Origin of the sequence: Nostocoides jenkinsii Ben 74, assembly GCF_001046875.1 — a bacterium.
Taxonomy (GTDB): Bacteria; Actinomycetota; Actinomycetes; order Actinomycetales; family Dermatophilaceae; genus Nostocoides_A; species Nostocoides_A jenkinsii.
Genome location: NZ_HF571038.1, coordinates 1,301,376 through 1,325,437, shown reverse-complemented (window position 1 = coordinate 1,325,437; position 24,062 = coordinate 1,301,376). Strand labels below are relative to the sequence as shown.

The following is a 24,062-nucleotide window of genomic DNA, read 5'->3' as shown; positions in this document are numbered from 1 at the left end:
GCGCGTCCCGGCACGAGCATTGCCTCACACAGTGAGCTAAACCGTGGGCAGCGGACAGGCGTCGAGTTCCAGTGGGAGCACGTCGGCCGACACCGCCGCCGCGTGCGCCGCCTGGCTGTTCATGCGCCGCATGTAGTGGCGCCGGCACAACACCTCGTACTCGACGTGCCCGGCCTGGCCCCCTGCGGTGTCGCCGACGACCACCTGCTCACCCTCGACCACCATGACCCCGTCGACGACACGGGCGTTGTGGGTGGCCCGACGACCACACCAGCACAGGGCCTCCACTTGCAGCACTTGGACGCGGTCCGCCAACTCGATCAGCCGCCGCGACCCCGGGAAGAGTTCCGTGCGGAAGTCCGCGGTGATCCCGAAGGTATAAACATCGATATCCAGCTCATCGACGATCCGAGCGAGCTGCTCCACCTGCGCCGGGGCATAGAACTGCGCCTCATCGCCGATCACAAAGTCCACGCGATGCCCGCCGGTCAGGCGCTCGACCACCACGTCCCACAGATCGAGGCCGTCCACGACTTCGACGGCACCGGTCGAGAGGCCCAGCCGGGAGGACAGCACCGACTCGCCAGCACGATCCAGCCGGGTCAGGATCAGGCCCGAGCGCCCGCGCGCGCGATGGTTGTGGTCCATCTGCAGGGCGAGGGTCGACTTGCCGCAATCCATCGTCCCGGAGAAGAAGACCAGTTCCGCCACGAGGGCTAACTTTAAGCAACCGCCGCCGGGTGGGTGAGCAAGGGGACCTCGACTTCGTCGGGCGTCATTGAGCCGTGCATGCCCAACAGCGTCAACAGCACCGGCTTGGACGTGCGGCTGTCCTCGACAGCCCTGTCCGCGGCAAACGCGACCACCACGTCGCCGATCCGGGCACGGTTGTCCGCCGCAGTCGAGCCGAACCACCCCTCGGAAATCGCCCGATCCCGGGTCCGCACGAGCGCGTTGTCGCCGAACCGGGCCGCCCACGTCGCCGCAACGTCGTCCGCGGCCCCGGGCGTGCAATAGAGGTGCGGAGCTCGCGGCTCGCCTCCCGTGGCCCGGATGCCCGCGGCGAGTTCGGCGTCGGCCGCCAGGTCAATGCGATCCGCGAACGCAACATCGACCATTCCGTGATCCGCGGTCACATGCAGGGCCGTGTCGCCGGGCAACTGCTCGGCGAGCCGTCGCAGGTGGGCGTCGGCCTCCTCCAACATCGTCGTCCACTTAGTCGAGGCGCAGCCCAGCTCATGCCCCGCCTTGTCGATATCTCCCCAATAGAGATACACGAGTGCCCCCGGATGTGCCCGGACAAAGGTCACGGCCGCGCGCACTCCGGCCCCGAGGGACGCCGCACCGATGAACGAGCCGCCCCGCAACGCCGCAACCGTCAGCCCGGAGCCCGCGAACCGGGGCAGGCCGATCGTGGCCACGGGTATGCCGCTCGCCGCCGCCCGCTCGAACACGGTCTGGCGGGGTTGCCACCGGAGCGGATCTGGGCCGCCCTCCCACGACAGGTGGTCGAAGACCGCCCCCGTCTCGGGGATCAGCGACTGATAGCCGAGAATGCCGTGCTCCCCCGGCGGCAGGCCGGTTGCAAGGGACACCGTCGAGGTGGCTGTGGTCGCGGGAAAGCCGCTTGCCAGAGTCGGATTCGATCCCAACAACGATCTCAGGTATGGCGCATGGCCGGCCCGCCGCCGCAACAGCCGCTCCCCGAGACCGTCCAAGAGCACCACCACCGCGCTGCGGGAGGGTGGCAGCGCGAGTGCCCCGGGCCCGGCCACCGGTCGACCCATCGACGCAAGGACCGACGGCAGGACGTCGGGTAGGGCGCCGTGCGTGTAGCTCGGCGGATGGAGCGGGGGCGGGGTGGGCGGCATACCGGCAGGGGTCAGGACCCGACGCTGGCCGACAGGGCGTGGGCGAACGCCATTGCTTCGGTGAGTTTGTCGCTGCCGTCGGCGTCGGCGCTGATGCGCAGCACCAGGTCGTCGGAGGCGATCGTGCCCTCGAAGCCGTGATCGGCCCCGCAGTTGGGGTCGCCGCAGCTTGCCGGCAAGAGGTCGACGCGGTTGACCGTGCCCCAACCCACGGTGAGGGTGATCTCGCGACCGAGGCTGCCGGGGCGGTAGGCCCTCGGGTTGGGCACGACATGCGTCAGCATGATGCCGCGCACGAGGCTCAGCGGCACCGACTCGGTCGTCGCGGTAGCGACGTCCTCGTCGCCATTGGGGTCGTCGGTGAAGTCGTCGGCGTGGGCGATGATCAGCCGTGACGGTGTCAGGACAAGAACGGTGACGTGCCGACGGATGACGTCGTGATCGAACGTCGTGTCTTGGTGCACCAGGTGCGCCCGCACCTCCTCATCGGCCAGCGCTGCCCCGATGACATCGCAGACGAGCTGGGGGTAGTAGCCAGCGCGCTCGATCGCGGATCGCAGCGGTGCTGGCAGGAGCGTCAGCGCGGGACGCTGAGGTCGGGGTGACATGACGTCATTGTGCCGCAGCCCGCCGACAGCCCCCGATTCCGACCGCCCGACCCTCGGCCTCTCGACCGTGGGGCCGAACCGGGCGAGGACGGCTCAGGTGAGCGTGCGCCGGCCCGCGTCCTTGCGCTTGGCCCGCTTGGCGATCGTGGCCGTCGCGCCCAGCACCTGCACCCCCCCGGGGTGCACGACGACTGGGTTGAGCTCGATTGAGGCAATCTCACTGAAGTCGTCGCCGAGCATGGAGACCCGGCCGATGATGTCGGCCAGCGCCCTCCTGTTGACCGCGGGCGCCCCCCGATAGCCGTCGAGCAGGCGCGCGCCCTTGATCGAGCCGATCAGGTCGGTCACGTCGACATCGGTCAGGGGTGGGATGCGATAGCCGATGTCGCCGAGCACATCTGTGCTGATGCCCGCCAGACTGAATCGGACGACAGGACCGAACAAGCGGTCCTCGGAGCACGCGACCACCGTCGAAACCCCTTGAAGCGCCATCCGTTGCACGACAAAGTGGTCGGCATCGAAGGGAGCCAGCGCCTGCGACAGCGACCGAAACGCGGCGCGCACGGCGGCGTCATCCTGTAGGTCGATCCGCACGCCGGTTAGGACCGACTGCGCCCGCACGAGCGGCGAGGTGGACTTCAGCACCACCGGGTAGCCCAGCGTCCGGGCGGCGTCGACCGCCTCGTCCTCCGTCAGCGCGGGAAGGCGGGACCACAGATCGATGCCGTATGCCGCGAGCAGCCTCCACACTTCGTCTTCCGTGAGGTCCCGCCCCTCCGGGCACTGGGCCAGGATCGGCTCGATCAGGGCGTCGGCAGCCGCCCGATCGACACCCTGCCGCGGCAGGAGGGTGCCCTTGTCGCGGCGGCGCCACGCGGCATACCTCGTCGCGGCGGCGAGGGCGCGGGCGGCGTCCTCGGGGGTGGTGTAGAACGGCAACTCCCGTGCCGGGTCGACCGTCTCGCCCGCACCGCCTCCCGTAGGCGCCCGGTGGGCCAACCCCCCGGACACGCCATAGGAACCAATGACCGTCGCGACACAGGTCTTGTCCGAACCGGCCACTGCCGAGCGCAGCGCATCGAGGGTCTCTTCCGTCACCGGCTCAACCGGCGGCGCGAAGCAGAGGAACACCGCGTCGACGTCGGGGCGATGGGTCGCCTCGCCCACCGCCCGCAGGAAGGCGTCGAGCTCCGAGTCGGGCGGAACCGAGGTCGGGTTGCCCACGATGTCGAGACCCCAACTGACCGAGGTCTCCGCGGCAAGCTGGGCGAGTTGCGCCGAGTTGGCGACAATGGCAACGCGCGAGCCACTGGACTCAGGCTGGTGGATAAGCACCTGCGCGACGTCGAACATCTGGTGGATATTCTCGACGTGGATGGCACCCGCTTGCCCGAGCATGGCCGCGAAGGCCTCGGGCGCCACCTCGGTGTCGCGGACGCGATGCCCGGGGGGCGCGCCATAGCGCGAGATGCCAGGCTTGATGACCACTACGGGCTTGGCGAGCGCCAGCCGGCGGGCGATGCGGGAGAACTTGCGCGGGTTGCCCATCGATTCGAGATAGAGGCCGACGGCGTGGGTGGCCGGATCGTCCATCCAGAACTGCATGAGGTCGTTGCCGGAGACGTCGAGCCGGTTGCCGACCGAGGCGAAGCTAGACAGCCCCAGCCCGCGGCGATGGGCGGACTCCAGCACCGCAATGCCGAGCGGACCGCTCTGGGAGAACAGGCCGAAGTGGCCGCGACCAGGCATCGACGGGGCGAACGAGGCGTTCATCGACACCTCCGGGCTCGTGTTGACGAGACCGAATGAGGTAGGGCCGACGATCCGCATACCGCTGTCGCGGGCGCGGCGCAGCACCTGGCGCTCCAACTTCAGACCGGCCTTCTCCCGCGACTCGGCAAAACCCGCCGAAACGATGACCAGGGCGTGCACATCGGCGGCGGCGCACTCATCGACGACGTCGAGAACCTTCTCGGCCGGCACCGCGATGACCACCAGATCGACCGGTCCCTCGATGGCCCCGAGCCGATCGACGGTGGGGACGCCCAGGATGTCGTCGGCATGCGGATTCACGGCATACAGATCCCCGGTGAACCCGCCGTCGCGAAGGTGGCGCAGCAGCACGTGCCCGACGCGACCCTCTTCCCGGCTCGCGCCCACGAGGGCGATCGTGCGGGGAGCGAGCAGGCGAGCGATGCTCAGGGACTCGGCGCGGTGCTCGCGGGCGAGCCGAACCTCCTCGGACTTCTCCGTCGGCTCGATATCGAAGTGCACCTGGACGACCCCGTCCTCGATGCGGCGCGACACGCTGTAGCCCGCGTCGGCGAACACCTTCAGCATCTTGCCGTTCTGCGGCAACACCTCGGCACTGAAGCTGGTCAGCCCCTCCTCGCGGCCGATCGCGGCCAGGTGCTCCAACAGCACCGACCCGATGCCCTTGCCCTGATGCCGATCCGAGACATTGAAGGCGACCTCGGCGTCGGTCGGGGTGATCTTGTCGTATCGCCCCACCCCGATGATCTCGCCGCGGTGCGTAGCCACCAGCGCGACGCGGTCGTCGTGGTCGACATTGGTGAACCGGCGCAAGTCCCGCTCGCTGAGCTGACGGATCGGGGCGAAGAAGCGCAGGTAGATCGACTCGTCGGACTGCCGCTCGTGGAAGCGCACGATGGCCTCGGCGTCCTCGGGTTGAATCGGCCGCAGGTGGGCGACGCCGCCGTCGCGCAGGACGACATCGGCCTCCCACTCAAGCGGATACTGCACGACATCCTCAGCCATGCGGACATGCTCTCACCGGCGACCGACAACCGGTTGGCAGACTCCCCCCATGACGTATGCCGCGCTGGTCCGCGCCCGCCGGATGACCCGCCGTTTCGCGTCCGAACCAGCGGTCCCGCGGGAGGTGCTGGCCGGCCTCCTCGACCTGGCCGCGTTCGCCCCGAGCGCCGGCCACACTCAGGGGGCGGAGTATGTCGTCCTTTCCTCCGCCGACGAGGTCGCCACGTTCTGGGAAGCGGCGACTCCATCCTCGGCGGAGTCGGCCTCGCCCGCGCGCCGCGCCTGGCTCGCCGGGGTCCGCGAGGCGCCGGTGCTGATCCTCTGCCTCGCCGACGAGGGTGCCTACCGGCAGCGGTATGCCGCGCCCGACAAAGGCGGCCGGGCCCCCGACGCGCAGGACTGGCCGGTGCCCTACTGGCTCACCGACGTGGCGATGGGCGCGATGATCCTGCTCCTCGGCGCCCAGGACGCGGGTCTGGGAGCGCTCTTCTTTGGTGTCCCGGGAGAGTCGCAGTCCGGGGTGAAGGCGGCATTCGGCATACCGCCGGATCGGGTGATCGTGGGGATGATCGCCCTGGGCACCCCAGCCAGCCGCCATCGCAGCCGGTCCCTGGACCGCCCACGTCGACGCGGCGCCGACATCACCCATTGGGGCCGGTTCGGCGCGCCCCGTGAGCGCGCCGACCCACCGTCGGCGAGAATGCCGGGCAGACCCTAGACCGATCGGGCGGGCCGACGACGACCCCGCCGAGGAGGCACAACCATGGCGCGCGCCGGATCTGGCGACCCCATCCCGCCCGACGACGGACAGATCGTCGATATCGACGTCAGCGAGGAGATGCGCAACGCCTTCCTCGAATACTCGGTCTCGGTCATTCACTCCCGAGCGCTGCCTGATGCCCGGGACGGGTTGAAGCCGGTCCAGCGCCGGATCCTTTACGCGATGCACGAACTCGGGCTCCGGCCCGATCGTGGCCACGTGAAGTCGAGCCGAGTCGTCGGCGAGGTCATGGGCAAGTACCACCCGCACGGCGACCAGGCGATCTATGACGCGCTGGTCCGGATGGCGCAGCCCTTCACCATGCGGCTGCCGCTGGTGGACGGTCACGGCAACTTTGGCTCCCTGGACGCCGGGCCTGCCGCCGCCCGCTACACCGAAGCCCGCCTCGCCCGCGCCGCCATGCTCATGGTGACCGGACTCGATGAGGACACCGTCGATTTCGTCCCCAACTACGACGACCAGTTCCTGCAGCCGGGGGTGCTGCCCGCGGCATACCCCAATCTTTTGGTGAACGGCGCCTCCGGCATCGCGGTCGGGATGGCGACCTCGATGCCGCCCCACAACCTCGTCGAGGTCATCGGCGCGGCCCGGCACCTGATCGCCCACCCGACCTGCAGCCTCGATGACCTGATGAAGTTTGTGCCCGGCCCCGACTTCCCGGAGGGCGGCACAATCGTGGGCCTCGACGGAATCCGCGACGCCTACCTCGGCGGCCGGGGCAGTTTCCGCACCCGCGCCACCGCCCGGATCGAGAAGCTCACCCCGCGCAAGATGGGCATCGTCATCACCGAACTGCCCTATTTGGTCGGGGTTGAGAAGGTCGTTGAGAAGATCAAGGATCTCGTCCAGGCCAAGAAGCTCACCGGCATCAGCAATTTGGTCGACCTCACCGACCTCAAGAACGGCACCCGGCTCGTCGTCGAGATCAAGAACGGCTTCAACCCTGAAGCCGTGCTGCGGGAGTTGCAGCGGCTCACGCCGCTCGAAGACTCCTTCGGGATCAACAATGTCGCCCTCGTCGGCGGCCAGCCCCGCACGCTCGGACTGAAGGAACTGCTGCAGGTCTTCGTCGACTTCCGGATCGAGGTCGTGCGCCGGCGGACAAGCTACCGGCTCGCGCGCCGCGAGGAGCGCCTCCACCTGGTCGACGGCCTCATCATCGCCATTCTCGATATCGACGAGGTCATCCAGCTCATTCGGTCCTCGGACGACACGGCCATGGCCCGCGAGCGCCTGATGAGCGTGTTCGACCTCAGCGAGAAGCAGGCCGAATACATCCTCGATCTGACCCTGCGGCGCCTGACGAAGTTCTCGCGCATCGAGTTGGAGCAGGAGCGCGATCGGCTGCGCGAGGAGATCGCGGAGTTGCGTCGCCTCCTTGAGGACGAGAGCGCGCTGCGCCGGCTCGTGTCGAGCGAGTTGGCCGACGTCGCCAAGGCCCACGGCACGCCCCGCCGGACCGTGCTGCTGGAGTCGGCCGGCGTGCCGGCTACCACGAGCACCCCCCTCGAAGTCACCGACGACCCCTGCTGGGTGCTGTTGTCCTCCACCGGTCTGCTCGCCCGCACGTCGAGCGCCGACCCGGTGCCTGCCGACGGCCCCCGCGCCAAGCACGACGCCATCGTCGGCGCCGTCCGTACGACCGCCCGCGGCCACCCCTTGCCGCGGTCACCAATCTTGGTCGTATGGTGCGCCTCAGCGCCCTCGAACTGCCCACCCTTCCCGCGACCGCCGGCGCACCCAACCTCTCCGGCGGGGCGCCGATCACGGCATACGTCGATCTGGGGAAGAAGGAACGCGTGCTCACGATCGCCGCGATCGACCCGCAGGCGCCTAGCCTGGCCCTAGGGACGGCGCACGGCGTCGTCAAGCGCGTGGTCGCCGACTATCCCGTGGGTCGGACCGAGTGGGAGGCCATCGCCCTCAAGGATGGCGACGAGCTGGTGGGTGCCGTCGAACTCGGTTCGGAGGCAATGGATATGGTCTTTATTACGGCTCAGGCGCAGTTGCTCCGCTTCCCGGCGTCCGCCGTTCGCCCGCAGGGGCGGGCCGCATCGGGGATGGCCGGTATCCGGCTCGGCTCGGGTGATCGTGCCATCTTCTTCGGCGCCGTCGGCGACGAGGAAGGTGCCGTGGTCGTGACCGCCTCCGGTTCCAGCGGGGCGCTGCCGGGCACCGAGCCCGGCTCCCTCAAGGTCACGCCGTATGCGGAGTACCCCGCCAAGGGGCGCGGCACCGGAGGCGTGCGGGCGCACCGCTTCCTCAAGGGCGAGGACCAACTCATCCTGGCCTGGGCGGGCGCTACGCCGGCGCGAGCGAGTGCCGCCAACGGGGTGGCCATCGAGCTTCCCGCCGCCGACGGCCGCCGGGACGGCTCCGGCACGCCGGCGAAGGCGATCATCGCCGCGATCAGCGGACCGGTGCGCGCATGACGACGATCGCGGATGTCGCCGCCCTGGCCGGAGTGTCCGTGGCCACCGTGTCGCGCACCCTGCACGGCTCGGCCCGCGTCGATCCCCGGACCCGGGAGCGCGTCGAGGCGGCCGCCGCGCAGCTCAACTACGTCGCCTCCCCCACGGCGATGTCGCTGGCCTCCGGGCGCACCAATGTGATCGCGCTCGTCGCGCCGTTGATGAGCCGGTGGTTCTTCGCCACCATCGTCACGACGATCGACCAGGAGTTGCGTCGGCACGGCTATCACGTGCTGCTCAACATCCTCGACGGCGAGGTCGAAGGCGACGCCTGCGGACTCACGCGGGAGATGTTCGCCAAGCGGGTTGACGGCATCATCTCGCTCAACGTCCTGCCCAACGAGGAGGAGTCGGCGATGCTCGCCGACCTGGGCATGCCGATCGTCGCGGTCGGCGTGCCGATCGGCGCCACCCCGCGCGTGCACATCGACGACGCCGCTGCGGTGCGTATGGCCGTGGAGCACCTCGTCTCGCTCGGTCACCGAGACATCGGCTATGTCGGGACCTCGGATATCTCGCTGGCGCACATGTCCACTCCCGCGGTGCGCGTGGCCGCCTTCAAGGAGGCGTTGCGGTCCGCAGGGCTGACCTTCCGGCCGGAGTGGGCGATCGCCTCGGAGTGGACTGCGGATGCGGCGGCGCGCCGCGTCGAGGGAGTGCTACGCGGGGATCGGCGTCCGACGGCGATTCTGGCCGCCTCTGACGAGATGGCCGTGGGAGTTCTTGGAGCAGCCCGCTGGATCGGGCTCGGCGTGCCGGCGGACCTGTCGGTGATGGGCATCGACGACCACACCTTCGGCGCGGTCCTGGGCTTGTCGACGATCCACCAGGACGTCCGGGCTCAGGGGCGGGCAGCCGTGACCCTGCTGGTCGAGGCGTTGCGCGGGGAGTCCCGGGCAACCCCGACGGTGGAAGTGCCGACCTATCTCATCGCCCGCGAGACGACGGCCCCCCCACCGGGGCGTTGACCCTCAGTTGGTCGTGTCCTGATCCATGGACATCTCCTCCGGGTGGCGGATGTAGGTCTTCTTGCCATAGATCGCGCGGTTCGCGACCCAGGTGAACACCCACAGCACGACGCCCAGCGCCAGCAGCCAGCCGGCAATCTGATACTGGAGCGTCGCCCGGCCCGTCCACGGCCCGACGAAGAAGAAGCACGCGATGGCGCCGATGATGGGCAGGATCGACGGGGCCACGAAGTGGCGGCGTTCGATGGAGTCCTTGCGCAAGATCAAGACGCAGATATTGACGATGGTGAAGACCCCCAGCAGCAGGAGCGCTGTCGTCCCACCGAGTGCGGCGATGATCTTCCCCTCGGCTCGCTGGGTCACCAAGATGATGAGGCCGAAGGCGATCAGCGTGGTGAAAATGATCGAGACGTATGGCGTTTGCCGCCGCGCGCCGACGCGTCCCAGCACCGGCGGCAGAACCTCTTGGCGCGCCATACCGTAAAGAAGGCGGGACGCCATCAACATGTTGATCAGAGCCGAGTTGGCCACGGCGAACATCGAGATGAACGGCAGGAGCGTCGTGATCGGCACGTCAGGGGCGGCCGTCTCGACGACCTTGACCAGTGGAGTCTCGGAATCCCCGAGTTCACCGACGGGAACGATGGCAACGGCGAAGAGCGCGACGAGGATGTAGATCACGCCGGTCAGGCCGATGCCCGTGATCATCATCTTGGGGAAGTTCTTGACCGGATCTTGCGTCTCTTCGGCCATATTGACCGAGTCCTCAAAGCCGACCATCGCGAAGAACGCGAGCGAGGTCGCCGCCGTGACGGCCAAGAAGGCGCTCTTGTCACTGGGGCTGTCGAAGACCATCGTGCGGGAGAAGTCGGTCTTGCCGGCGGTCACCGCGTAGAACCCGACGAAGATCACTAGGAGGAGGCCGGAGAGTTCGACGCAGGTCAAGACGATATTGGCCTTGACGCTTTCGGCGACGCCCCGCAGGTTGACCAGCGCGCACAGGGCCATGAAGGCCAAGGCGATGATCATGATCAAGTTGGTGTTCTTCGAGTCCATCCCGAAGCCCTTGACGAAGTTGGCGGCAAAGGCGCGGGAGGCGGTCGAGGCTGAGGTGATCCCCGAACACATGACGGTGAAGGCAACCAGGAAGGTCACGAAGTGGATGCCGAACGCCTTGTGCGTGTAGAGGGCAGCGCCCGCCGCCTGGGGATACTTGGTCACCAACTCCAGATAGGAGAAGGCGGTGACCATCGCGATGGCGAAGGCAACCAGGAAGGGCACCCAGGCCGCGCCGCCGACTTCCTTAGCGACCGAGCCGGTCAGCGCATAAACACCGGTGCCGAGGATGTCTCCGACGATGAAAAGCAACAACAACTTCGGGCCCATGACCCGCTTGAGTTCGGTGTGTTCCTCATCCGGAACGGCTTCTTGGACGGTCTGACTCATGGCTGTCCCTCCACTCCCAGTGGGTCGGCGCGCGTCATTGCGGTCGCGCCAGTTTGCCAGCCTGGAGCAGATCCGGGCCTGCTAGCCCGTGGGCAGTTCCCGGGACTTGGGTGTCAGCATGGTGACAGGTAGCGCTCCTAGCGTCGCCAGCATGAAATATTCAGGGCGGGTGTTCCCCGCACCGAAAGTCCCCGAGGTCTTCCTGCTGTTCTGGATCGTCAAGCTGCTGACGACGGGAATCGGCGAGGCCGGCGCCGACTACCTGGGCGCCATCAGCATCCCCCTGGCCGGGGTGATCGGACTTGGCTCATTCGCTATCGCGCTCTGGCTGCAACTGCGTTCGACGACCTACCACCCCGTCCGCTACTGGACCGCTGTTCTCGCCGTGGCGTTGTTCGGGACGATGATCGCCGACGGGCCGCACGTCATCCTCGGTATGCCGTACTACGTCGACTCCGGTATCTACATCGTGGCTCTCATCGCCGTCTTGACGTGGTGGCAGCGAACCGAAGGCACCTTGTCTGTGCACTCGATCGTGACGGCCCGCCGGGAACTCTTCTATTGGGCGACGGTCCTGCTGACCTTCGGGCTGGGCACCGCTCTCGGAGACACCACTGCCATTGAGATGGGCTACGGGTTCGATTGGTCCATCGGCATCTTCGGTGTCCTCATCCTGTTGCCTTTTGCTCTCTGGCGCGCTGGCCGACTGGACGCCACGTTGGCCTTTTGGGCCTCGTATGTACTGACCCGTCCACTGGGGGCATCCATCGCTGACTGGCTCGGCAAACCGGCGGCGGTCGGTGGCCGGGGCTGGGGCGACGGCCCCGTATTTGCCATTGGCCTGTTCGCTTTCGCCGGATTCGTCGGCTATCTCACCGTCACCCACAGCGACGTCGAAGGCGCCCACGCGGCTCACATCGCCCACACCCATGCACACGACAAAGTCACCCTTGAGGCACACAATGACTGATCTGCTTGACCGACCCATGGCCCAGTTGCTCAACAAGGTTCCCGAGGTCACGCTCTACTTCTGGCTCATCAAGGTCCTGTGCACGACCGTTGGTGAGACAGCCGCCGACTATCTCAATGACACATTGGGCTGGGGCCTCAGCAAGACCTCGCTGTTCATGTCGGCCCTGCTTATCGCCGCGCTCACCGTGCAGTTCCGCGCGCGGCGGTATGTTCCGGCAATCTATTGGGTCACGGTGGTGCTCATCTCCGTCGTCGGGACGCTCATCACCGACAACCTGACCGACAACCTGGGCATTTCCCTGTGGACGACTACGGCCGTCTTCGCCGTCGCGCTCGCGGCCACCTTTGCGGCGTGGTACCGGTCGGAGCGAACCCTCTCGATCCATAGGATCGATAGCCGCCGCCGCGAGGCGTTCTACTGGTTGACCGTGTTGTTCACGTTCGCCCTCGGGACCGCGGCCGGGGACCTCTTCGCCGAGCGACTGAGCTTCGGTTACGGCCCGTCGGTCCTGGTGTTCGGCGCGATGATCGCGGCTGTTGGTCTGGCCTGGTGGAAGCTCGGCCTCGGCCCCATCACGGCTTTCTGGGCGGTCTACATCCTCACCCGCCCGCTCGGCGCATCCATCGGCGACTTCACCTCGCAGCCGACCGGCGATGGAGGTTTAGGTCTGGGCACGACCGGCACCAGCGCCCTATTCCTCGCGGCCATCCTCGCGCTCGTGGTCTATCTCACGGTGTCGAAGGTCGACCGCACGAAGATCAGTCCCGCCTGAGGCCGGGCAGTTCACGAGGATTCGGCCGGGCAGTTCACGAGGATTCGGCCGACCAGGTCACCGTGAACCTGGCCCCGCCCAAGTCGGAGTCGTCGAGCGTGATGCGACCGCGCATCGCCTCGACGACTTCGGCGACGATGGCCAGTCCCAAGCCGGCCCCGCCGACGTCCCGCGTCCGCGCCTCGTCGAGTCGGGCAAAGCGGGCGAACACGCGTTCCCGGTCTTCCTTGGGTATGCCCGTGCCGTCATCCTCCACGATCACCTCGGCGACCTCGCCAACCTCTTTGACGGACATCCGCACGGTGGTCTTGGCGTGCCGGGCGGCATTGGTCGCGAGGTTCCAGACCACCTGATGAAGCAGGACCGGATCACCGATCACCTGCCCACCGCTGACACCGTGGACATCCACGCGGATGTCGGGACGTGCGCTTCGAAGGCGCGTGGCCGCGGCAAATACCAGGTCGTCGAGATCCACTGGGTCGGCCTGCAGCGTGCCGCCGTCATCGAGTCGGGCCAGGACGAGCAACGCCTGGACGAGGTCTTCCATCCGGCTCTCCTCAGCAAGGACGTCACGCACGAAGGCCGCGTGGTCGCTCTGCTCTGGGTGTCGTTGCGCCACCTCCCCAAGTTGGCGCAACGTGGCCAGCGGCGAGCGAAGCTCGTGGGACGCATCCGAGACGAACTGGCGTTGAACGCGTTGCGCGGCGTCGATCCGATCGAGCATGTCGTTCAAAGTCCGAGCAAGTCGCGGGATTTCGTCGTGGCCCGAAGGCTCGGCCAGCCGCTGATGCAGATGCTGCGCGGTAATGGCTTCCGCCTCGCGCCGCATGACCTCAACGGGGCGCAAAGCACGGCCAGTCGCGAGCCACACGACCCACGCAAGCAGCGCAAGCCCAATCGGCGCCGACCCAATCACCCACAGGAAGGCCGTCCGATCGGCCTGGTCCACCTGCTCCTCGGAGAGACCCACGAGGACGAGCTTGCCGTCGATCGAGGAACGCGCGTACACGGCATACGTATCGGGCAAACCCGACACCTGAGCGTCCTGGAGTCGCCCTGGCGAGGAGGTCAAGGGAACGCGCACGTGCGGATGGTCCGTCGCGACGATGGCTCCAGCGCTGTCCAGGATCTGAATGATGAGGTCATCTTTCGACGAGACCGAGACAGCGCGCGGGTCAGCTCCCGCCCGCAGTTGCGCGTCAACGGTGTCGGCCTGCTCCTGGGCTGCGGTCAACAGCGACCCTTCGAGGCTCTCGTGGAGGCCATCGAGAAAAAGTGTGGCGGCGATCACGGCCCCGAGGGCAGTGACGATCGCAGCGCTTGCGGTGACCCGAAGGCGGACGCCCGCCCAGCGAGAACGAGGTCGCCTCATCGGTCGTCTCGAAGGCGATAGCCACTGCCGCGAAGAGTTTCGATGGTGTCGCGGCCAAAGGGCCGATCAACCTTCTTGCGCAGCCGCCCAACATAGACCTCGACGACATTAGGATCGCCATCGAAGTCATACCCCCACACGGCGGCCAGCACTTGAGCCTTGCTCAGGACGACATCGCGGTTGCGCATCAGGAGTTCGAGAAGGGCGAATTCGCGCGCCGAGGTATTGATGATCTCTTCCCCCCGCCGAACCACCTTGGCGGCCGGATCGAGCAGGAGATCGCCCACGAGGAGACTCGTCGGTCGCTCTACGACGGCGCGTCGAGCTAACGATCGAAGCCGGGCCAGCAGCACCTCAAAGCTGAAGGGCTTGGCCACATAGTCGTCCGCGCCGGCGTCGAGGCCGACCACATGATCGGCGACCGCGTCCCGTGCGGTCAGCATCAGGACCGGGGTCCAATTCTGCGCGGAACGCAACTGACGGCAGACTTCGTCGCCGCTCAGGATCGGGATCATGACGTCTAGGACGATGACGTCGTAGGTGTTCTCCGCGGCATACCACAGCGCCTCGGCGCCATCCGTCGCGATGTCGACAGCGTGCCCCTCGGCCACCAACCCGCGCATCAGCGCATTGGCCAGTGGTGCCTCGTCCTCGACCAGCAGGAGATGCATTGGCCTCGGCTCCGTCAGCCCGAGTGCACGGAAGCACGCGGCCGAGAGCTAGGCATCGATGCGCTCGCGATCGAGTCGAGCCGATCCGGCCACGATGAAGTCGCGCCGAGGCGCCACCTCGTTGCCCATCAGCATTTCGAAGGTCATGCCGGCATTGGTGGCGTCCTCCACGGTGACGCGGCGGAGGGTCCGGCGGGCCGGGTCCATGGTCGTCTCGGCCAACTGGCCGGCGTCCATCTCGCCGAGGCCCTTGTAACGCTGGAGCGGCTGCTTGATGGTGCGCCCACGCTTGCCCAGGGCGGCGACCGCCTGGCGCATCTGTCCCTCGGAGTAGGTGTAGATCAGCTCATTGGGCTTGCTGCCCGGATTGACCACCTCGATCCGGTGCAGCGGGGGAACGGCGGCATACAACCGGCCGGCCTCGACTAGCGGCCGCATGTAGCGGAAGAAGAGCGTGATGAGGAGAGTCCTGATGTGGGCGCCGTCGACATCGGCGTCGGTCATGATGATGACCTTGCCGTAGCGCGCCGAGTCGAGATCGAAGGTGCGCCCCGAGCCGGCGCCGATCACCTGGAGAATGGCCGCGCACTCGGCATTCTTGAGCGTGTCCGCGACCGAGGCCTTTTGGACGTTGAGGATCTTGCCCCGGATGGGCAGGAGGGCCTGGAACTCGCTGTTGCGGGCCAGCTTGGCCGTGCCGAGGGCGCTATCACCCTCGACGATGAACAACTCGGTGCGCTCGGTCTCGTTGCTGCGGCAATCGGCGAGCTTGGCCGGGAGGGTGGAGGACTCCAACGCATTCTTGGCGCGCTGGGTCTCCTTGTGAAGGCGCGCGGAGATGCGCGCCTTCATCTCGGAGACGACCTTCTCAAGCAGCAGCGCACTCTGCGCGCGCTCACCCCGCTTGGGGTTGTCGAATCGCTCGGTCAGCTCCTGCTCCACGATTTTGGCGACGATGGCGCGAACCGCCGGGGTGCCGAGGACTTCCTTCGTTTGACCCTCGAATTGCGGCTCGGCGAGGCGGACCGTCACGACGGCGGTCAGCCCGGCGAGGATGTCGTCCTTGTCGACCTTGTCGGCACCGACCTTGAGCTTGCGGGCGTTCAGCTCCAACTGGCGCCGGAAGACCTTCAGCAGGGCCGCATCGAAACCCATGATGTGGGTGCCGCCCTTGGGCGTGGCGATGATGTTGACGTAGCTCGCGACCGTGGTCTCGAAGCCCGTGCCCCAGCGCAGGGCAATGTCGACCTCGCACTCGCGCGACACCTCGGTGGGACTCATGTGGCCACGGTCGTCGAGGACCGGCACGGTCTCGGTGAACGAGCCGCTCCCCTGCAGGCGCCAGACGTCGGTGACGGGGGCGTCGGTGGCCAAGAAGTCCGCGAACTCGCTGATGCCGCCCTCGTGATGGAAGACCTCCTCATGCGGGCCGTCGGCGCCAAGGGTGCCGGGCAATCCACGCTCGTCCCGGATCAGGATGAGCAGGCCGGGCACAAGAAACGAGGTCTGTCGGGCGCGCGCGCGGAGTGCTTCGTCGTCGAACTCGGCGTCCTTGATGAAGATCTGGCGATCGGCCCAGTAGCGAACCCGCGTGCCGGTCTTGGCGCGGGCCACCTTGCCGACAATCCGTAACGTCGGGCGCTCGTCGAACGCCGTAAACGGTGCGTCCGGGTCGGGTCCCGAGGCCGGGTCGGCGAAGACGCCCGGCTCGCCGCGCCGGAAGCTCATCGCGTGGACCTTGCCGCCGCGGTCGACCGCCACGTCCAGGCGAGCACTGAGTGCATTGACGACCGACGCGCCCACGCCGTGCAAGCCGCCCGAGGCGGTGTAGGACCCGCCGCCGAACTTGCCGCCGGCGTGGAGCTTGGTGTAAACGACCTCGACGCCGGTCAGCCCGGTGCGCGGCTCGATGTCCACCGGGACCCCACGGCCGTTGTCGCCGACCTCCACGGAGCCGTCGGCGTGCAGCACCACCTCGATGCGGTCGCAGTGACCGCCGAGGGCTTCGTCGACGGAGTTGTCGATGATCTCCCAAAGGCAGTGCATCAGGCCACGGCCATCGGTGGACCCGATATACATCCCCGGACGCTTGCGAACCGCCTCCAGGCCCTCGAGCACTTGGAGGTGGTGGGCGGTATAGCTCGTCTGCCCGGCGCTGGTCGACACGCGCGGTTCCTTCCCGTTGATGATTAACGGTCACGTTAACCCGGCCCACCGACGGCCTCCCCACAGCCACGCTCACCGGGGCGCTGAAAACTCGATCGTCCCACGCGGGAAGGTTCGGGCATGCTTGACTGTTGCAACCCTCGACGGCGCTCGATCGTCTTAAGAGGCGAGTGCACAGCCCGTGCCGCGCGAGCGGCATACGAACGAAAGCAGGTAGCCAAACGTGACTCCGGTTCTGGACACCCCCCTGACCGCGGCCGACCGCTGCGACCGCTGTGGCGCCCAGGCCTATGTCCGCGCCCGGCTCCACGTCGGCGGCGAACTTCTGTTCTGCCTCCACCACTCCAAGGAGCACCTGCCCAAGCTGCGTGACCTCGCCGAGATCGACGACGACACCGCCCGGCTGATCGAGACCCCCGTCTTCGCCGGCGACCAGGGGTGACCTCGCTCGCGGCCGTGGGAGCGGGCGCCGAGGCGAATGTGTGGATTCCCGGCCTCATCATCATTGCGGGAATCCTCGGGGTGGTCGTTCCCGTCATTCCCGGCCTGATCGTTGCCCTCGCCGGCGTGCTGCTGTGGGCGATCGACTCCGGCACGATGACCGGGTGGGTGGTCTTCGGGCTCTGCGTCGCCTTGTATGCCGCGGGCCTGACCTTGCAGTTCCTCATCCCCGGGCGCCGCATGAAGGCCGCCGGCATCGCGACGTCCACGCTGTTCATCGGCCTGATCGTGGGGATCATCGGCTTTTTTGTCGTGCCGGTGATCGGTGGCCCGCTGGGCTTCGTCCTTGGGATCTTCCTCGTGGAGTTGTCCCACTCGCGCGACAGCGCCAGGGCGTGGACCGCGACGAAGGCCGCGCTGCGTGGAGTGCTGCACTCGATGGGCATCGAGTTGCTGGCCGGGCTGGCGATCCTGACGACCTGGATCGTCGGGGTGCTGATCAGCCGCTAACGGCTCGGGCCGCTAGCGCGTCTCACCACTGGTTGCGGCGACGATCCCATCGGCTCTCAAGGCGCTGCATGAAGGTGCCCGAGCGCGGAGCCTTGCGGCCTTGGGTTGTGCCCGCGGTGCGCGCCTTGCCCGTGCCGGGCGCACCACCGACAACCGCCAGCTTCGTCCGGGCCGGGGTGAAGGCGTAGGCCAGCGCCGCCACCATCACCAAGAAGCCGAGGGCACCGACGATCCACGTCGTGTTGATGCCCACGAGCACCAAGCCGAGCCCGAGAAGCACGCCCGCGGCGCCGATGAGATGCCGCTGTCGCGACGGCCGGGCAACACCTTGCATCTGTGTCGCGAAACGCGGGTCCTCGGCATAGAGCGCTTGCTCCATCTGGTCCAGAAGGCGCTGCTCGCGGTCGGAAAGCCCCATCTGCCGACCTCCTTCGGAACGTACCCGGGCGGTGTGCCCGATGAAATGAATCGTATGTGGTGGACAACGCTCGAAACAGCGCGGAAATTGCCGAAATGCGTGTTTCGCGTCGGAGTCTGGGGTCAGGATAAGGCCGACACGACCGGCGTGGGCCGGTTCAGTCCCGACGAAGCAGACTGGCAGGGCGTACGATGCCCGATCCGAACCGGGCAGATGCCTTGTCGACGGCTCGATCGGCGTCGCGCCACCCGAACTCCGGGTCGTCGAGGGCGGGTTGCACGATGGCCCGGTCGGCCCGCACGAGTTGCTCGACGCGAACCCCGACGAGCCGGAGCCGCGCCCGTTGCAGGCCGAGCCCGTCATACAGGGCGCGGGCCGCGGCATACACCTCCTGACTGACGTCGGTGGGGTCACGCAGCGTCTTGGACCGGGTGATCGTGGTGAAGTCGGCGAAACGCACCTTGATCGAGATGGTGCGGCCGGTCATGCGGGCGGCCCGCATCCGTCGGGTGGTCTTCTCGGAGAGGCGCAGCAACTCCCGATGGATGTATGCCGCGTCGTCCACGTCGACCGGGAACGTCTCGTCAGCCCCGATGCTCCGCTCGCGATGGACGGGCTCGACGTGGCGCGGGTCGCGACCCCAGGCCAGAGCATGCAGGTGGGCACCGGTGGCGTCGCCAAGGGCGCGACGCAGGGTGGCTTCGGGGGTATGCGCGATATCGGCCACCGTGGCCAGACCGAGCCGGGCGAGCTGCTCCTCCGTCTTCTCGCCGACGCCCCACAGCGCCCCGACCGGGAGCTGCTGGACGAAGGTGACGACCTCGGCGACCGGGACGACTAGCAGCCCGTCGGGTTTGCACAGGCCCGAGGCGAGTTTGGCGACGAACTTGCTGGCGGCGACGCCGACCGAGCAGGTGACGCCTTGCTCGTCATACACCGTGTCGCGGATCTGCTGGGCAATGTGGGCGGGGCTGCCGAGGCGGCGAATCGCGCCGCTCACGTCGAGGAAAGCCTCGTCGAGGCTGAGAGGCTCGACGATCGGAGTGATCGCGGCGAAGGTCTCCATGACGGCATCGGAGATGCTGCTGTAGAGCCCGTGGTCCGGCGCCAGGATGGTCGCCTGCGGGCACAGCCGACGAGCCCGGCCCATCGGCATCGCCGACGTGACCCCGAACGCGCGGGCTTCGTAGGTCGCCGACAGCACCACCCCACGATTGCCGGCGCCACCGATGATGACCGGCGTGCCGACCAAATCCGGCCGGGCGAGCAGGGACGCCGAGGCGAAGAAGGCGTCCATGTCGACGTGCAGGATGGTGCAGCCCGTGTCGTCGGGGGGCTCGGCACCGGCTCGCGGTGGCGGACGGAACTGACGGCGGCTCATGGCCTAGTGGCGCCGGGCCACCACGTGCAGACTCGCCCCGATCTGGCCGAGAGCCGCGAACTCCGGGTGCGCCGCGATGGCTTGCTCCAAGGCGATGAGCGCTGCGCGATCGGGCTCGGAACCGATCGCCGCGCTCGGGACGAGATCGCTGAACAGGCGGACTCCGTGGCTGAGGACCACATTGAAGCCGGCCGAGAACAGCATGGCTTCTAGGCTCGATTGATCGAAGCGGCGCCGGACCGGATCGCCGGCGCCCCACCGCCCGTCGGGGTGGTTGAGGATCGTCTGGGCGGACTGGAACTGCCCCGACAGGGCGCGGGCGATGACCGCACCGAAGCGCTGGGCCGTGACGACCGACAGGTGACCACCGGGGGTGATCACCTCGGCGATGCGGCCCACGGTGTGCGCCGGATCGTCGACGATCTCGAGCGTCCCGTGGAGGCAGGCGAGGTCGACTCGCGCCTTAAGGATGGCGCGCAAGTCATCGGCGTCACCCTGGGTCGAGACGAGGGTGTCGCTGAGGCCGGCCTCGGCGGCACGCCGGCGCAACGACGCGAGTGCATCGAGGTTGGGGTCGACGACGATGACCTGGTGCCCGGCCTCGGCGAGTGGGACGGCCAAGCCGCCGGTGCCCCCGCCGAGATCGAGCACGCGCAGAGGTCGAGCCAACTCGGCGGTGCGCTGGGCGACAATGCCGGACACGGTCGCCCACACCGCTGCCGTCGTCGGCGCGGTGTCGACGCCACGGCGCTTGGGACGGCGATCAGTGCTCATGTGAAAACTGTATGCCGTGCCTCCGACAGCCCCCTCTCGTCGCCGCGGCCGGGTCACCACCCCGAGGAACCCGGGCTGGCATGCCACAACTTGCGCGAGGTGAGGCTTTCCCCGGGAGGGCGGGTATCGGCATACGGGCTCTGCTCGAACCCCGAGGCGTGGACCAGGACCCGGCGCCGCCCCTGGGACTCCCCCACCCCGGTCCGCTCCCCCGTGACCGGATTGCCGCGCGAGTCGAGCGGGATATCGCTCGCTGCCATCAGCGCCCGTACCGCATCGATCCCGTCCTCCTGCCAGGCCGCCCACAGCGCCGACAACTCCCACGCGCCGGTCGCCCGCAGGGAGAGGCCGCGGGCCCCGGTGCGCCGGGTGATCCCGCGCACGAGCAGGAGCCAGGAGTGGAAGACGGTCGCGGCATACGGTCCCTGGACGTCTTCGAAGAAGGTGGAGTCGGAGGGGCCGGTGCCGTCCTCCAAGGTGAGGAAGACGACCCGGCGGCCCGAGCGGACCGGCGGGGTCTGGGTGGCGACCTTGACTCCGGCGACCAGGACCGTGGCGTTGCTGCGGGTGCCGAGGAGGGCGCTGCTGGGGGTGACGTCGAGCGCTCGGAGCATGGGGGCATAGAAGTCCATGACGTGCCCTGTCGCATCCAGGCCGAGGATGTCGAGCTCCGCCCGGATGCGTTCCGGCACAGCCATATCGGGCAGTCCCGAGCCGGCGCTCAACTGCGGCTCGTCGCCGAGATCGAGCGCGAGTTGGACCGCCTCGGGGTGCACCGCCGCCGGGGCCTGGGACTGTGCGGCAGCCAGGTCCCGCGGATCGGCCGACCCGAGGCCCTCGGTCACCATCCGCGCCGGTCGCGCCCGCCGCCGCCCCGTGCGTATGCCGCGATCCCACCGATCGAGCTCGGCCACCCCGAGTAGCAGGTCGCGTCGGGTGATGCGGCCGTGCCGGCCGAGGCCACCGGCGGTGGCGGACATCGCATACATCGCGTCGAAGGCGCCGGCGAGGACGAGCTTCTCCAGCACCGGCCGGGACACCTGCGCGCGATGCCAGAAGTCGGCGAGGCTGGCATAGGGCTGCCCGGCGACGATCCGGGACACCTCGGCGGCGCTGATGCCGCCGACATCGGCCAGGCACAGTCGGATTCCCCAGCCGCGGCCATCGGCGGCGTCGAGGAGGCGTTCGGGTGGCGGGTGCCACGACGGCCCCGCCAATGCGGGCGCATCGGCGTCCTCCAGCCGCTCCACCCGATAGGTGTCCCCGGAGGCGTTGATGTCGAGCCCGAGGACGGTCACGCCGTGAACGCGGGCATCATCGAGGATCAGCCGTTTGGGATACATCCCCGGGTCGTGGGTGAGCACGCCGGCGAGGAAGTGCGCCGGATAGTGCGTCTTGAGCCAGGCGGACTGATAGGTCGGCAGGGCGAAGGCGGCGGCGTGCGCCTTGCAGAAACCGAAGGAGGCGAAGGCCTTCAGCACCGCCCAGATGCGGTCGCGGTGCTCCGGGCCGTAGCCGCGGGCCGCCGCGGCGGGCCGCCACCACGCCTCGATCTGCTCAATGCCGGTGGGGCTGCCCATGGCCCGGCGCACCTCGTCGGACTGGGCCAGGGACACCCCGGTCGTCTCGGCGATGATCCGCAGCATCTGCTCGTGGAAGACGACCACCCCCTCGGTCTCCTGCAAGGCGGGAATGAGGCTCGGGTGGAGGAATTGCGCCTCACTCCAGCCGTGCCGCGCCTCCAGGAACGGGCGGATCATGTCGGACTTGACCGGTCCGGGGCGAAAGAGCGAGATGTCGATGATGAGGTCCTCGAAGCGGACCGGCCCGAACTTGCCGATCAACTCCCGCTGCCCGGGACTCTCGATCTGGAAGCAGCCGAGGGTGCGCGTCGTGCGGATCATCGCAAACGTCGCCTCGTCGTCGAGCGCCACCTGGGCGCGGTCGTCGAGGTCGACCTGCGCGCCGGTGGTGCGGGCGATCTCGGACACGGCATACGCCATGGAGGACTGCATCCGGATGCCGAGGACGTCGAGTTTGAGCAGCCCGAGGACTTCGACGTCGTCCTTGTCGAACTGGCTCATCGGGAACCCGAGCCAACTCGCCTCCACCGGGGTGCGATCCAGCAGCGTGCCATTGGACAGGATCACGCCGCAGGGGTGCAGGGCGATATGCCGCGGCAGGCCGTCGAGGGACTCCACGAGATCGAAGAGTGTGGTCAGCTGGGCGCTGTCGAGGCCACGCCGGCGCAACTCCGGCAGGTCGGCGATGGCTTGGCGGGCGTCGCGCGCGCGTATGTGCGGGAATGCCTTGGCGATCTCATCGACTTCGATCGGCGGCATACCCAAGGCGGCGCCGACATCGCGGATCGCGTGCCGAACCTTGTAGGTATCCATCATCGAGACGCACGTGACCCGCTCGCCGCCGAAGCGGTCGAGGATCGCCTCGTAGATCTCGGTGCGGCGCGCCGACTCGACGTCGATGTCGATATCGGGCAGTTCGGCGCGCAGCGGGGAGCAGAACCGCTCCATCAACAAGTCGTAGCGGACCGGATCGACGCCGCTGATCCCGAGGAGGTAGTTGATCAGGCTCCCGGCGCCGGAGCCGCGCGCCGCGACCCGGACCCCGCGCTCCCGAATCAGGTCGACAACCCGGGCCACCGTCATGAAATAGGTCGGATAGCCCAGTGCGGCAACGACATCCAGCTCCTCGTGGAGCCGGCTTTCGACCGTATGCCGCTCGGCCTCGCTCGCGTCGGGATAGCGGGTCAGGACGGCGGCTCGGCAACGCTCGGCCAGGACGCGCTGCGGGTCGGTGCCGGTCGGTATGCCGATCACCTCCGGCTCGGGCAGGTGCACCGCGCCGATGCCGAGGTCGCGGCGAGGGTGCTGAGCGCAGCGGCGGGCCAGGGCGAGGGTGTCGGCGATCAGTCGGTCGGCGCGGTCGGACGAGAGATGCCCGGCCCGCTCGGCGACCTCCCGGGCGATGCGGTGCATCGTGGCGGCGGTGGCGAGATGCCCCGCCTCGGAGACGCGATCGAGATGGCGCCGATTGAGGAGGACGAGGCGCCGGGCCGCGTCGAGGACGTCGACGATCCGGGCGTCGATCGGGTCGATGTGGCGCACCGCCGCAGACAAAATTGCCGGTATGCCGCACTCGTCGGCCAGCGCGAGCATCCGGGCCGCGTGGTTGCGCGAGCCGAGTGTGCCGTCGGGCCCGCCGTGGCAGACGATCTCAAGCACCAGTCCGCCGGGGGGCAGAATCTGCCGCCACGCCGCGAGCGCCCCGCGGGCGCCGGTGCGGTCCTTGCGCAACACGGCCCGCCCGACGTCGGAGTCCGGGCCGAGGAGGGTGATGAGACGGGCGGGCTCGGTGAGGTGGCCGTGGTGGGAGCTGTGGTGGGGAGATTGGGCGTGGTGCCGCTGCGGTCTTATCCGCTGTGGCCGGAGGTCAGGGCGGCGCCGGTGGCGAAAGTTCGCCACACGGTGTGGCGTGCTGTCCGGGTTGCCGCTGTGCCCGCGCAGGTGCGTGTCGGTGACCAGGTGGCGCAGCGCCGCCCCACGGTATGGCGTGCTCACCGGGTTGCCGCGCTCCCCACGCAAGTGCGTGTCGGTGACCAGGCGGCACAGCGCCGCCCACCCTGCCGCCGCCGCCAGTCCGG

18 protein-coding genes and 1 pseudogene are annotated in these 24,062 nt (G+C 68.4%); 7 read left to right on the top strand and 12 right to left on the bottom strand.

Annotation, left to right across the window (positions count from 1 at the left end):
• Window positions 1–36: 36 nt before the first annotated feature.
• The 4 genes from BN13_RS06085 to BN13_RS06070 all read right to left on the bottom strand — a co-directional run bounded on the left by BN13_RS06085 (window position 37) and on the right by BN13_RS06070 (window position 5,257).
• Window positions 37–711 (bottom strand): thymidine kinase, encoded by a 675-nt coding sequence (locus BN13_RS06085; RefSeq protein ID WP_048545278.1) that lies wholly within the window; start codon window positions 709–711, stop codon window positions 37–39.
• Between the two features lie 11 nt (window positions 712–722).
• Window positions 723–1,871 carry an alkaline phosphatase family protein gene (locus BN13_RS06080; protein ID WP_048545276.1) on the bottom strand — a complete coding sequence of 383 codons (1,149 nt, stop codon included), beginning with the start codon at window positions 1,869–1,871 and terminating at the stop codon, window positions 723–725.
• A gap of 11 nt (window positions 1,872–1,882) precedes the next feature.
• Window positions 1,883–2,479, bottom strand: a complete 597-nt coding sequence (locus tag BN13_RS06075) for a DUF5998 family protein (RefSeq protein WP_048545275.1) — start codon at window positions 2,477–2,479, stop codon at window positions 1,883–1,885.
• A gap of 93 nt (window positions 2,480–2,572) precedes the next feature.
• Entirely contained in the window at window positions 2,573–5,257 is a 2,685-nt protein-coding gene (locus tag BN13_RS06070) for a bifunctional acetate--CoA ligase family protein/GNAT family N-acetyltransferase (RefSeq protein WP_048545273.1), read from the bottom strand.
• Between the two features lie 49 nt (window positions 5,258–5,306).
• Between BN13_RS06070 and BN13_RS06065 the strand changes: the two genes are divergently transcribed.
• The 3 genes and pseudogenes from BN13_RS06065 to BN13_RS06055 all read left to right on the top strand — a co-directional run bounded on the left by BN13_RS06065 (window position 5,307) and on the right by BN13_RS06055 (window position 9,477).
• Window positions 5,307–5,975, top strand: a complete 669-nt coding sequence (locus BN13_RS06065) for a nitroreductase family protein (RefSeq protein WP_048545271.1) — start codon at window positions 5,307–5,309, stop codon at window positions 5,973–5,975.
• A 45-nt stretch (window positions 5,976–6,020) separates the two neighbouring features.
• A pseudogene (locus BN13_RS06060) lies at window positions 6,021–8,470 on the top strand (DNA gyrase/topoisomerase IV subunit A).
• A complete protein-coding gene (locus BN13_RS06055) occupies window positions 8,467–9,477 on the top strand; it encodes a LacI family DNA-binding transcriptional regulator (RefSeq protein WP_048545269.1) in 1,011 nt (336 codons plus the stop codon). Before BN13_RS06060 ends, BN13_RS06055 begins: the two are co-directional and overlap by 4 nt.
• A 3-nt stretch (window positions 9,478–9,480) precedes the next feature.
• On the opposite strand, the gene BN13_RS06050 is transcribed toward BN13_RS06055, so the two are convergent.
• The gene (locus BN13_RS06050) at window positions 9,481–10,923 is read right to left on the bottom strand and encodes an APC family permease (protein ID WP_048545267.1); all 1,443 of its coding nucleotides are present in this window, start codon (window positions 10,921–10,923) and stop codon (window positions 9,481–9,483) included.
• A gap of 151 nt (window positions 10,924–11,074) precedes the next feature.
• On the opposite strand from BN13_RS06050, the gene BN13_RS06045 reads away from it, so the two are divergent.
• Entirely contained in the window at window positions 11,075–11,893 is an 819-nt protein-coding gene (locus BN13_RS06045) for a COG4705 family protein (protein ID WP_162199925.1), read from the top strand.
• On the top strand, window positions 11,886–12,668 hold the full coding sequence (locus tag BN13_RS06040) for a COG4705 family protein (protein WP_048545265.1): 783 nt from the start codon (window positions 11,886–11,888) through the stop codon (window positions 12,666–12,668). The genes BN13_RS06045 and BN13_RS06040 overlap by 8 nt, the downstream gene beginning before the upstream one ends.
• Before the next feature lie 34 nt (window positions 12,669–12,702).
• On the opposite strand, the gene BN13_RS06035 is transcribed toward BN13_RS06040, so the two are convergent.
• The 3 genes from BN13_RS06035 to BN13_RS06025 form a co-directional block, all read right to left on the bottom strand.
• Window positions 12,703–13,959 (bottom strand): sensor histidine kinase, encoded by a 1,257-nt coding sequence (locus BN13_RS06035; RefSeq protein WP_162199924.1) that lies wholly within the window; start codon window positions 13,957–13,959, stop codon window positions 12,703–12,705.
• Between the two features lie 77 nt (window positions 13,960–14,036).
• Window positions 14,037–14,711 (bottom strand): response regulator transcription factor, encoded by a 675-nt coding sequence (locus BN13_RS06030; RefSeq protein WP_048545261.1) that lies wholly within the window; start codon window positions 14,709–14,711, stop codon window positions 14,037–14,039.
• A 48-nt stretch (window positions 14,712–14,759) separates the two neighbouring features.
• Complete coding sequence (locus tag BN13_RS06025) at window positions 14,760–16,877, bottom strand: DNA gyrase/topoisomerase IV subunit B (protein ID WP_048545259.1); 2,118 nt, start codon at window positions 16,875–16,877, stop codon at window positions 14,760–14,762.
• A 223-nt stretch (window positions 16,878–17,100) separates the two neighbouring features.
• Here BN13_RS06025 and BN13_RS06020 point away from each other — a divergent pair, with 223 nt between their 5' ends.
• Together BN13_RS06020 and BN13_RS06015 are read left to right on the top strand one after the other, a co-directional pair.
• Complete coding sequence (locus BN13_RS06020; RefSeq protein WP_048545257.1) at window positions 17,101–17,319, top strand: DUF7455 domain-containing protein; 219 nt, start codon at window positions 17,101–17,103, stop codon at window positions 17,317–17,319.
• The gene (locus BN13_RS06015) at window positions 17,316–17,828 is read left to right on the top strand and encodes a DUF456 domain-containing protein (RefSeq protein ID WP_235433953.1); all 513 of its coding nucleotides are present in this window, start codon (window positions 17,316–17,318) and stop codon (window positions 17,826–17,828) included. The genes BN13_RS06020 and BN13_RS06015 overlap by 4 nt, the downstream gene beginning before the upstream one ends.
• Window positions 17,829–17,850: 22 nt before the next feature.
• Here the strand turns inward: BN13_RS06015 and BN13_RS06010 are convergent, their stop codons facing one another.
• The 4 genes from BN13_RS06010 to dnaE all read right to left on the bottom strand — a co-directional run.
• The gene (locus tag BN13_RS06010; protein WP_048545256.1) at window positions 17,851–18,246 is read right to left on the bottom strand and encodes a DUF3040 domain-containing protein; all 396 of its coding nucleotides are present in this window, start codon (window positions 18,244–18,246) and stop codon (window positions 17,851–17,853) included.
• 157 nt (window positions 18,247–18,403) lie between these two features.
• Window positions 18,404–19,627, bottom strand: a complete 1,224-nt coding sequence (gene dinB / locus BN13_RS06005) for a DNA polymerase IV (RefSeq protein ID WP_048545255.1) — start codon at window positions 19,625–19,627, stop codon at window positions 18,404–18,406.
• Window positions 19,628–19,630: 3 nt separating this feature from the next.
• Entirely contained in the window at window positions 19,631–20,401 is a 771-nt protein-coding gene (locus tag BN13_RS06000) for a methyltransferase domain-containing protein (protein ID WP_048545253.1), read from the bottom strand.
• 53 nt (window positions 20,402–20,454) lie between these two features.
• A partial coding sequence (gene dnaE / locus BN13_RS05995) for a DNA polymerase III subunit alpha (protein ID WP_053079737.1) occupies window positions 20,455–24,062 on the bottom strand: 3,608 nt, incomplete at its 5' end.

Coding starts and splice junctions, on each gene's coding strand:
- BN13_RS06080 (WP_048545276.1), bottom strand. CDS start 1,871: ATGCCGCCCACCCCGCCCCCGCTCCATCCGCCGAGCTACACGCACGGC.
- BN13_RS06075 (WP_048545275.1), bottom strand. CDS start 2,479: ATGTCACCCCGACCTCAGCGTCCCGCGCTGACGCTCCTGCCAGCACCG.
- BN13_RS06070 (WP_048545273.1), bottom strand. CDS start 5,257: ATGGCTGAGGATGTCGTGCAGTATCCGCTTGAGTGGGAGGCCGATGTC.
- BN13_RS06065 (WP_048545271.1), top strand. CDS start 5,307: ATGACGTATGCCGCGCTGGTCCGCGCCCGCCGGATGACCCGCCGTTTC.
- BN13_RS06055 (WP_048545269.1), top strand. CDS start 8,467: ATGACGACGATCGCGGATGTCGCCGCCCTGGCCGGAGTGTCCGTGGCC.
- BN13_RS06050 (WP_048545267.1), bottom strand. CDS start 10,923: ATGAGTCAGACCGTCCAAGAAGCCGTTCCGGATGAGGAACACACCGAA.
- BN13_RS06045 (WP_162199925.1), top strand. CDS start 11,075: ATGAAATATTCAGGGCGGGTGTTCCCCGCACCGAAAGTCCCCGAGGTC.
- BN13_RS06040 (WP_048545265.1), top strand. CDS start 11,886: ATGACTGATCTGCTTGACCGACCCATGGCCCAGTTGCTCAACAAGGTT.
- BN13_RS06030 (WP_048545261.1), bottom strand. CDS start 14,711: ATGCATCTCCTGCTGGTCGAGGACGAGGCACCACTGGCCAATGCGCTG.
- BN13_RS06010 (WP_048545256.1), bottom strand. CDS start 18,246: ATGGGGCTTTCCGACCGCGAGCAGCGCCTTCTGGACCAGATGGAGCAA.
- dinB (WP_048545255.1), bottom strand. CDS start 19,627: ATGAGCCGCCGTCAGTTCCGTCCGCCACCGCGAGCCGGTGCCGAGCCC.
- BN13_RS06000 (WP_048545253.1), bottom strand. CDS start 20,401: ATGAGCACTGATCGCCGTCCCAAGCGCCGTGGCGTCGACACCGCGCCG.